This window comes from Saccharopolyspora sp. NPDC000995, assembly GCF_053599315.1.
In genome coordinates this window covers 1-8,909 of record NZ_JBSFLZ010000186.1, presented here as the reverse complement: position 1 = coordinate 8,909, position 8,909 = coordinate 1, and the positions used below count along the sequence as shown (strand labels likewise).

The following is an 8,909-nucleotide window of genomic DNA, read 5'->3' as shown; positions in this document are numbered from 1 at the left end:
GTCCAACGCGCAAGGCCTGGCCCTGTTCGACACGGCGCTCCGCTGGGACCACCCGGCCGTGGTGCCCGCCAGCCTCGACCTAGCCGTCCTGCGGGGCATCGGTGAGGTGCCGCACGTGCTCCGTGACCTCGTGCGCGAACCTGTCCGTGGCGCCACCCGCCGATCGAGTCCAGCGTCCGCTGAGTTCGTCGTGGACCGCTTGGCCGGACTGGTCGGCGCCGAGCGTGACCAAGCCATAGTCGACCTGGTGCGCGTGGAGATCGCCGCTGTGCTCGGCCACAGCGGCGTCGAGGGCATCGAACCCGGCAACGCCCTGCAGGAACTCGGTTTCGATTCGCTGACCTCGGTGGAGCTGCGCAACCGGCTCAACCAGGCGACCGGCCTCACCCTGCTGCCGACCCTGGCGTTCGACCACCCGACGATCGGCGAGCTAGCCGCCCACCTCGCCACTGAACTCGCCGAATCCGGCGGGGCCGCACCTGCGGCTGATGTTACCGCTCTGGTCGAGGACGGTGCCCCGGACGTCGTCAGCCGCCTTTACCGGGAGGCGCACGACGCCGGGCGGTTCCAGCTCGCCGGTGAGCTGCTGATGAGCGTCGCCCGGCTGCGGCCCACGTTCTCCGACTCCGACGAGCTGGGGCGCAAGCCCAAACCAGTCCGCCTCGTCGTCGGGGACAGCGGGACGCACCTAATCTGTTTTACCCCGATCGTGCCTATGACCGGCGCGAACTTGTACTACCCGCTTGCCGCTGCCCTACCCGGCGGACTCACCGTGTCGGCGCTGGCTTCACCGGGCTTCGTCGAGGGCGAGAAGCTCCCGGTGGACGCTTCAGTGCTGGTCTCACTGCAGGCGGAGACGGTCGCGGAGCATGTCGGCGAGGCACCGTTCGTGCTCGCCGGCATGTCCTCGGGCGGAATCCTCGCGCACACCACGGCGAAACGCCTGGCGGACCGGGGGAAGCCACCGCGCGCAGTGATCCTCTTCGACACTTACGCCATGCACGACGTCTCATTGTCCGAGACCGGACCGCAATTTATGACGGCGATGTTCGAGCGCGCGGCGGGCGTGGTGTCGATCGACAGCGCCAGGTTGTCCGCCTACCAATGGACTTGCGGCCTGTTCGGTCACTGGGATCCGGAACCGATGCCGGTGCCCACCCTGCTGATTCGCGCGTCCGAACCGATGAGCCCGGACCTGGCGGGGAAGAACTGGAGGACCAAGCTGGACGGCGTGTCCACGATCGTCGAGGTACCAGGGAATCACTACTCGCTGATGGAGGAGTTCGCCGCGTCGACGGCCCAGGTCGTCCACGACTGGCTGCGATCACTGGATTGAAGACCGTGCACCAGCCACTGCGAGCCTGTTGTGGTTTCGGCGAAAACGGCTGAACCGAAGTACCAAATACAGCAAGTCTCGATCGCGGCCGTTCGTCCACCAGTGGCCATCTCGGCTGTGATCGATCGATCACGTTCCGTGGTGGGCGGAAGTGCCTGGCCGACACTTCGTCCGCGACGCATTCGACCCACGGCAACCACGGCGCGAAGTGTTCGCGGTAGCGGTCGGCGTTCGCGGCGAACTCCGCCGTCTGCCAAGATTTTAACGATGTCAGCACGGAGTCTTAAGCGAGCGGATGGCTTAAGGCGCATCTCCGTTCGAAGTCGTTCGGGTGCAACCTAGTCCGACATCGCGGAGGTGCTCAGCCGGTTTCGCCTCCGAGCTCCGAGAGTCCTCAATGGACAAATGTGGTCCGGTTCGCCGCTTGCCCAGCGCGACGTCCAGCACGGTCCGCAATGCAAACCAGAGCAGGTCGTGACCGCGCCCGAGCAGCCACGGCAGGCCCTTGGCGAGCAGCCACCGCAGGTGGTCGAAGCCGCTGACCCGCGCGCCCCCGGAGCATTCCAGCGAGACCTCGCCGGGCACGGCCAAACCGGCTGCCGCGAACCGGTCGGCGAAGGCTGCCGCGAGCAACCGGTGCCCGAGTTCGGAGGGGTGCAAGCGGTCGACGCTCCACGTTGCCGGGCTGTAGGCACCCGGCAACCGGTCCAGGTCCACCACAGCGACGGCATGCGTCTCGGCGACGGTGTCCAAGATCCGGTTGAGTTCGCCGATGCGCCTGGCCAGTGCCCTCCGCAACGGCCCGGGCAACCGGAAGATCCGGCCGTGGTCGTGGTATCGGATCGTCACGACGGTCGCGCCGACGGCGGTTAGCGCGCGCACGATGTCGTTGAGCTGCCGCCGTAGCCGTCGGGCGTCGAAGTCGGAGCGCATCGTGTCGTTCATGTCGACCATCACCACGGCCGCATCCGGCGCGGCGCGAAGGGCGACGGGCAACTGGGCGTCACGCACGGCTGCGACACGCGCCCCGCTCGATGCCAGATTCGCCAGCTCCGCGGCGCCGAGCGCTTCGGCCAGCAGCGGCGCGAAACCGCGCCACCCGCCAACCACCGGATCGCCCATGCCGATGGCGACCGAATCGCCGAGCACCGCCAGGGTCCGTGTTTGTCGCGGGCCGGGCGGGCCCGCCGTGATCGCGTCCTGCACGTGAGCATAGTGATCGCCGATCTTCCTGCGGCGGTGAGGCGGCGGTGACGATCCGGCGACCGCTTGGCGAAGAATCGCCGCGTCAGCGGGGTTCGGCGCGGTAGTCCTTGTCAGGCCAGAATGGCCATTCCTCGAAGGCCAGGCACTTCCCGTCCGGGGCGAACCGCAGGATCCACAGATCCCGGTACTCCTGGGCCGCCGGGCCGCCGTAGCGGACCACCTCCCGCACGACAGCGGTCACCTTCGAGCGCCACAGGGCTGCTCGTCAGCCGGAAATCCTCGTCGGGCCCGACGCGCTCGGCCTCCCACATCCGCCCGATGGCGTCGAGCCCCACAACGGGTTTGCGGTACGGGCCTGCTGGTACGTCGGGTCAGAGGTGAAGATCGGCCACCACAGCCAGTCGCATTCACCACAACACCATTCCCATCATGATCAACCCCGTCCACTCCACGGGGGCGAGCCGCACGCCCACCACCGGAAACACCGCTACTTGACTTCGCCCTCATAGGCTGCACAGAAGGCAAAGCGCTAACGGGCCCTGACATGGCCAGGTAGTGGGTCAGCTGGATTGGTCGCCGCTGCCGTAGGGGCGGGTGAGGATTTCCAGGGCGTGGCCGTCGGGGTCGTCGAAGTAGACGCCGCGCCCGCCGTCCCGGGTGTTGATCTGCCCCGCGTCGTGGTGCCCGGGGTCCGCCCAGTAGGGCAGTTCCCGCGCCTGGATCCGCGCGAAGATCTCGTCGAACTCGCCTTCGCTGACCAGGAACGCGTAGTGCTGCGGGGTGATCTCCTCTTCAGTCTCCAGGTAGTCCAGCGTGACGTCGTTGCTGGTCTGGGCGCACATGAACGGCCCGAAGGGTTCCGGATCGGGCAGCCCGAGCAGATCGGCGGCGAACCGTGCATTGGCGATCTTGTCGGTGGTGGCGACGATCGTGTGGTTGAGCTGAACGGCCATGGTATTGCTCGCTTTCCTCGTCGTGCTGCGGTACTCCGGAGGGTAGGACTTCGACCAAGGTCGAAGTCAATGGGAACGGCAGCCGGACCCGTCCAGGCATCGCTCGTCCGGGTGGCGATTCGTCGGCGCGTGCCCGGCGGCCTACCGTCGAGCAGGCGGGAACCGGCGAGGAGCGGGGAGCCCGGTGGCGGACAACGCGCCACGGACGATCGCTCGGGCAACGTGATCGAGGGGGCGCGGTCGAGCTCGGCGCGTAACGAGGTGCGGGCCGGTGCGGCGTCGTCCGATTTGCGCGGAAAGTACGAGCAGGCCGTCGATCGGGAATCCGCCTATGAACTGCTGTCGAAGAAGGTCGCCGCCCGGGAGTCGCCCGAAGCGCCGGAGGAGCCGGAAGCGCCGGAGGAGCCGGGGCTGTTCGAGAAGGCGATGGAGAACCCCGAGGCGCGGTCGTTCTTCCGATCGCGGCGAGCACCCTCGGCCGGGAGATCACCCGGGGATTGTTCGGCAACCGCCGTAGGTGATCGGACTCACCTGACATCCGTCACCTCCTCGGGGTAAAGTGCCTCCAACTTATCCACGCGGGAGCTCGGGCGCACCGGGCTGAGAGGGTGGCACCGCACGCGCCACCGACCGCAGAACCTGTCCGGATAATGCCGGCGTAGGGAGCTGTTGATGGCGCTTGACGTCGATCGTGCCGAAGTTCCTCACACCCTGGACGAACCGGCGCCCAAGACGCTGGGCGTACTCGACCAGGGCGCGTTCTGGGGCAACCTCGGGGTGAGCTTGCTCGGGTTCAGCGGGGCGCTGGCCGTGCTCGCGCCGAGCGGAGTGCCGCAGCTGTCCTTCACGGCCGCCGTCACCGCGTGCGTGGTGGGCACCGTCATAGGCAGCATCATGGTCGGGATTTCGGCGATCCCCGGGGCGCGCACCGGGGCACCCGCGATGATGTTGCTGCGGGGCCTTTTCGGCACCAAGCTGTCCTACCTGCCGACCGTGCTGAACGTCCTGCAGTTGGTCGGCTGGGGCACCTTCGAGCTTCTGGTGATCGCGCAGGGCGCGGAGGCGCTGTTCGGCGGCGGCCCGCGATGGTTGTACGTGGTGCTGGCCGGGGCGCTGACCACCGCGCTCACGCTGCGCCCGCTCGGCGCGCTGCGCCTGTTGCGGCGCTACGTCAGCATCGCGGTGGCGATCGCGATGGTGTTCTTCTTCGTCCAGCTGCTGGTGAGCAATCCGCTGCCGGACATGAGCACCGGTTCCTGGCAGGGGTTCTGGCCGGGCGCGGACGCCGCGCTGGCCGTCGCGGTGTCCTGGATCCCGGTTGCCTCGGACTACTCGCGGCACTCGAAGTCGGCGACCGGCGCGTTCACCGCCGCGACGGTGGGCTACTCGGTCACCCAGATCGCCTGCTACCTGCTTGGGCTGCTCGGGTTGGCGCTGGTCGCCGGCGATGCCGACAAAGCGTTCGACCCGCTGCTGGCGGTTCCGCTCGGGGTGATCTTCTTCGGGATCCTGGTGCTTCGCGAGGTCGACCAGTCCTTCGCCAACACCTACTCGACCGCGGTCTCCATCCAGAACCTGCGGCCCAGCGCGGACCGCCGGGTGCTGTGCCTGGTCGTCGGCGCGGTGATCACGCTGTTCGCGCTGACCCTGGACATCGCCCAGTTCTCGAACTTCCTGTTGCTGATCGGCTCGGTGTTCGTGCCGATGTTCGGCGTGCTGGCGGTGGACTACTTCGTGCACGCCCGCCGCCGCGACTGGGACCTGTCCGCGCAGGCCCCGTCCCGCTGGGGCATGCTGCTTGCCTGGCTGCTCGGCTTCTCGACGTTCCAGCTGATCAACCCGGGCGAGCTCGGCTGGTGGAGCCAGCTGTGGACGGGTGTGCGGGACGCGCTCGGCTTCACGGTACCGACGTGGATGAGCGCTGCCCTCACCTCGTTCCTCGTGGCCGCCCTCGCGGCTGCGCTCATCGGAGCCTTCCGCCGCCGCCCCGACGGGAGCTGAGCTCAGCGGCCATCCGTGACGGAGCCGCGTCCGCTTCGCGCGGTTTGACCCGGTGATCGCTTCACAGGGCCACGAACTCCGGGCTCTTCAAGGACAGTTGCGCGGTCGACCCCGGCGCAGAACGAGCGCGGTGCGGCGAGCAGCACCGCGCGCTGTTGACTCGGCATGTCTGCACTCCGAACTCGATCGGCTGTTGCCGAACCCCGGCCGCCGCCCGGAGGCGGTGTTCCCAGATCCGGGTGGTAGCCGGGATCGGTGGTCGGTGTCAGTGGTCGCGGCGGGTCATCAGGTGGGCGAGGGCGCTGAGCTCCTCGGCCGCGCGCGGGGCCGGGTCGCAGCGGTGCAGGTCGCTCAGCGCGGATGCGAGCAGGTCGTCGGCTTGGTTCTGGCTCCAGGCGCGCCCACCGGCCAGCGCGATCAGCTCGGCGGACTGGGCCAGGTCGCTGCTGGACAGCGGCTGGTCGCGGAGGTAGAGGGCGGCCAGCCGCCGACCGGCCTGCGTGCCGGAGGTCAGCGCGGAAACCACCGGCAGGGTCTTCTTGCGGGTGCGCAGGTCGGAGAACACCGGTTTGCCGGTGACCGCCGGATCGCCCCAGATGCCCAGCAAGTCGTCGACGTGCTGGAAAGCCAGCCCCAGCCGCTCGCCGAAGCTGCGGAGCCGGGCGACCTGGTCGGCCTTGCCACCGCCGAACATCGCGCCGACAGCGCAGGCGCAGCCAAGCAGCGCCCCCGTTTTGTCCCGGGCCATCCGCTGGCATTCGGTCAGTTCCACGTTGCGCTGGTCCTCGAAGGCGAGGTCCGCGATCTGGCCGTTGATCAGGTTCAGCACAGCGGTGCTCAACATCCGCATCGCCGTGGCGGCCTCGGGATGCCGGCACGACGACAGCACGTCGGCGGCCAGCGAGAGCATGGCATCGCCGGCGAGGATGGCGGGACCGCTGCCGAAAACCGTCCACGTCGTCGGGCGGTGTCTCCGGGTGACATCGCCGTCCATCACATCGTCGTGCAGCAGCGAGAAGTTGTGCGCCAACTCCACGGCGACGGCTGCGGGCACCGCGTCAGCCGGATCTCCGCCTACGGCGGCGGCGGCGAGCAGCACCATCGTGGGTCGCAACGCCTTTCCCCGGTCGGCGCGGACCGGATTGCCGCGCTCGTCCAGCCAACCTAGGTGGTAGCCGGAGATTTGCTGCATGCGGGTGGGCAACCGGTCGACCGCTGCCCGCAGGGCGGGCTCGACCATCGCGCGGCTACGCGTCAGCGCCTCGTAGGCCGTACCCGCCTTGTTGGCGTCTTGGTGAATGGTGGTCATCCGATTTCCCTTCGACCGATCTTGCTGTGCTGGGAAGAAGCGTTGTCAGCGGGCTATCTCGACTCGTTCGAGGACGCCGAGGGCATCCGGGACCAGGACGGCGGTGGAGAAGTAGGTGCTGACCAGGTAGGAGATGACGGCTTGGTCGTTGATGCCCATGAAGCGCACCGACAGGCCGGGCCGGTACTCGTCCGGGATGCCGGTCTGGTGCAGGCCGACGACGCCCTGGTTCTCCTCACCGGTGCGCATCGCCAGGATGGAGCTGGTGCCGCGATCGCTGATCGGGATCTTGTCGCTGGGCAGGAGCGGCACGCCCCGCCAGGCGTGCACCTGGCGGCCCTGCGCCTCGGTGGTCTGCGGGTAGATGCCGCGGCGGTTGCACTCCCGGCCGAAGGCGGCGATGGTCTGCGGGTGGGCCAGCAAGAACCGGGTCTTGCGGCGGCGGGAGAGCAGTTCGTCGAGGTCGTCGGGGGTGGGCGGGCCGGTGCGGGTGTGGATTCGCTGGCGGAGGTCCGCGTTGTGCAGCAGGCCGAAGTCGCGGTTGTTGATCAGTTCGTGCTCTTGTCGTTCGCGCAGCGCTTCGATGGTCAGCCGCAGCTGCTGCTCGGTCTGGTTCATGGGCTGGTTGTAGAGGTCCGCGACGCGGCTGTGCACGCGCAGTACCGTTTGGGCGACGCTGAGTTCGTACTCCCGGGGCGCGAGTTCGTAGTCGACGTAGGTGCCGGCCAGCGTCGGTTCGCCGGAGTGCCCGGAAGTGACCTCGATGTCCGCCTCACCGTGCTTGTTCTGGGCTGGCGTCGGGTTGTCGTGGTTGTTGGCGATGTGCGTCCGGAGCCGCTCGAACTGGTTGTTCACCTCCTGCAGCGCCCGAGTGCTCAGCGTCAAAGCGATGCACGGCGTGGCCGCTTTGTACGTGTGGTTCCAAGTCGCCTGATCGGCGGCCAGCGCGTGTGCGCCGAAGAACTCGCCGTCGGCAAGCACTTTCAGCACGGTGTCGTCGCCGTACTCGCTGGTGCCGATCTTGTTGACCTTGCCGTGCGCGATGAGCACGACCCGGTCCGCGGGCTGACCGGCGGTCGAGATCACCTCGCCCGGCTCGAATTCCCGCTGCTCGAAGCGGTCGGCCAGCGCCCCCAGTACCGAATGGTCGTCGAATCCGCGCAGCAGCGGCAGTTCGCCGAGTTCCTGCGGGATGACCCGCACGTCGGCGCCGGTGTTGGAGAAGGTGATCCGCCCGTCCCCGACGGCGTAGCTCAACCGCCGATTGACCCGGTAGGTTCCCGCCGACACGTCCACCCACGGCAGCATTCGCAGCAGCCACCGCGAGGTGGTGCTCTGCATCTGCGGCTGGGACTTGGTCGTCGTTGCCAGGTTCCGCGCCGCCGCCGTGCTTAGGCTTTGCGCGTTCTGCTCCTCGACGCCGAGGGCCGGCTCTGTCACGGTCACGATGCCTTCTCTCCTTGAGGCGCGAAGCTGGTGCAGGGTTCATGGCGGTGTCGGTCGGATTGCATCGGGGACCGGAGCGGGCGGGTCGCGGCCACCCGCTCCGGAGCCTTCCTCGAACTCCCGAGGCTTTCCGATGTGGACGGACGTGAGATCAGCTCTCCCGGCCGAGTTCGACGTGTTCGAGCACCCCTATCGCGTCGGGGACCAGGATCGCCGCAGAGTAGTAGGCGCTGACCAGGTAGGAGACGACCGCCTGGTCGTTGACGCCCATGAATCGCACCGACAGGCCGGGCCGGTACTCGTCCGGGATGCCGGTCTGGTGCAGGCCGATGACGCCCTGGTTCTCCTCACCTGTGCGGACGAGCAGGATGGAGCTGGTGCGGGTGTCGCTTACGTGCAGCTTGCTGCACGGCAGGATCGGTACTCCGCGCCACGCCGGCACCTGGTGGCCACCGAGGTCGATGCTCTGCGGGTAGATGCCGCGCTTGCTGCACTCCTGCCCGAACGCCGCGATCGTGCGCGGGTGGGCGAGGAAGAACCCGGGATCCTTCCACACGAGCGCCAGCAGTTCGTCGAGGTCGTCGGGGGTGGGCGGGCCGGTGCGGGTGTGGATTCGCTGGCGGAGGTCCGCGTTGTGCAGCAGGCCGAAGTCGCGGTT

8 protein-coding genes, 1 pseudogene and 1 riboswitch are annotated in these 8,909 nt (G+C 68.4%); of the genes and pseudogenes, 3 read left to right on the top strand and 6 right to left on the bottom strand.

What is annotated here, in order from left to right:
• A partial coding sequence (locus ACWDKQ_RS33750; RefSeq protein ID WP_450142821.1) for a thioesterase domain-containing protein occupies positions 1-1,336 on the top strand: 1,336 nt, incomplete at its 5' end.
• A gap of 300 nt (positions 1,337-1,636) precedes the next feature.
• On the opposite strand, the gene ACWDKQ_RS33745 is transcribed toward ACWDKQ_RS33750, so the two are convergent.
• From ACWDKQ_RS33745 to ACWDKQ_RS33735, 3 genes are all read right to left on the bottom strand, one after another.
• The gene (locus ACWDKQ_RS33745; RefSeq protein ID WP_450142820.1) at positions 1,637-2,485 is read right to left on the bottom strand and encodes an SGNH/GDSL hydrolase family protein; all 849 of its coding nucleotides are present in this window, start codon (positions 2,483-2,485) and stop codon (positions 1,637-1,639) included.
• A 139-nt stretch (positions 2,486-2,624) separates the two neighbouring features.
• Positions 2,625-2,783, bottom strand: a complete 159-nt coding sequence (locus tag ACWDKQ_RS33740; RefSeq protein ID WP_450142819.1) for a hypothetical protein — start codon at positions 2,781-2,783, stop codon at positions 2,625-2,627.
• Positions 2,784-3,102: 319 nt separating this feature from the next.
• Positions 3,103-3,495, bottom strand: coding sequence for a VOC family protein (locus ACWDKQ_RS33735; protein WP_450142818.1), 393 nt, complete (start codon positions 3,493-3,495; stop codon positions 3,103-3,105).
• Positions 3,496-3,564: 69 nt separating this feature from the next.
• Here ACWDKQ_RS33735 and ACWDKQ_RS33730 point away from each other — a divergent pair, with 69 nt between their 5' ends.
• A complete protein-coding gene (locus tag ACWDKQ_RS33730) occupies positions 3,565-4,053 on the top strand; it encodes a helicase HerA-like domain-containing protein (RefSeq protein WP_450142817.1) in 489 nt (162 codons plus the stop codon).
• Between the two features lie 10 nt (positions 4,054-4,063).
• A riboswitch (TPP riboswitch) is annotated at positions 4,064-4,177 on the top strand.
• Positions 4,168-5,496 carry a purine-cytosine permease family protein gene (locus ACWDKQ_RS33725; RefSeq protein WP_450142816.1) on the top strand — a complete coding sequence of 443 codons (1,329 nt, stop codon included), beginning with the start codon at positions 4,168-4,170 and terminating at the stop codon, positions 5,494-5,496. (Overlaps the previous riboswitch by 10 nt.)
• Before the next feature lie 265 nt (positions 5,497-5,761).
• Here ACWDKQ_RS33725 and ACWDKQ_RS33720 read toward each other — a convergent pair whose 3' ends face one another.
• The 3 genes and pseudogenes from ACWDKQ_RS33720 to ACWDKQ_RS33710 all read right to left on the bottom strand — a co-directional run.
• Complete coding sequence (locus ACWDKQ_RS33720) at positions 5,762-6,805, bottom strand: family 2 encapsulin nanocompartment cargo protein polyprenyl transferase (protein ID WP_450142815.1); 1,044 nt, start codon at positions 6,803-6,805, stop codon at positions 5,762-5,764.
• A 45-nt stretch (positions 6,806-6,850) separates the two neighbouring features.
• The gene (locus ACWDKQ_RS33715) at positions 6,851-8,251 is read right to left on the bottom strand and encodes a family 2B encapsulin nanocompartment shell protein (protein WP_450142814.1); all 1,401 of its coding nucleotides are present in this window, start codon (positions 8,249-8,251) and stop codon (positions 6,851-6,853) included.
• Positions 8,252-8,402: 151 nt separating this feature from the next.
• Positions 8,403-8,909: pseudogene (locus ACWDKQ_RS33710) on the bottom strand (Crp/Fnr family transcriptional regulator); the annotation flags it as partial.

Coding starts and splice junctions, on each gene's coding strand:
- ACWDKQ_RS33735 (WP_450142818.1), bottom strand. CDS start 3,495: ATGGCCGTTCAGCTCAACCACACGATCGTCGCCACCACCGACAAGATC.
- ACWDKQ_RS33730 (WP_450142817.1), top strand. CDS start 3,565: ATGGGAACGGCAGCCGGACCCGTCCAGGCATCGCTCGTCCGGGTGGCG.
- ACWDKQ_RS33725 (WP_450142816.1), top strand. CDS start 4,168: ATGGCGCTTGACGTCGATCGTGCCGAAGTTCCTCACACCCTGGACGAA.
- ACWDKQ_RS33720 (WP_450142815.1), bottom strand. CDS start 6,805: ATGACCACCATTCACCAAGACGCCAACAAGGCGGGTACGGCCTACGAG.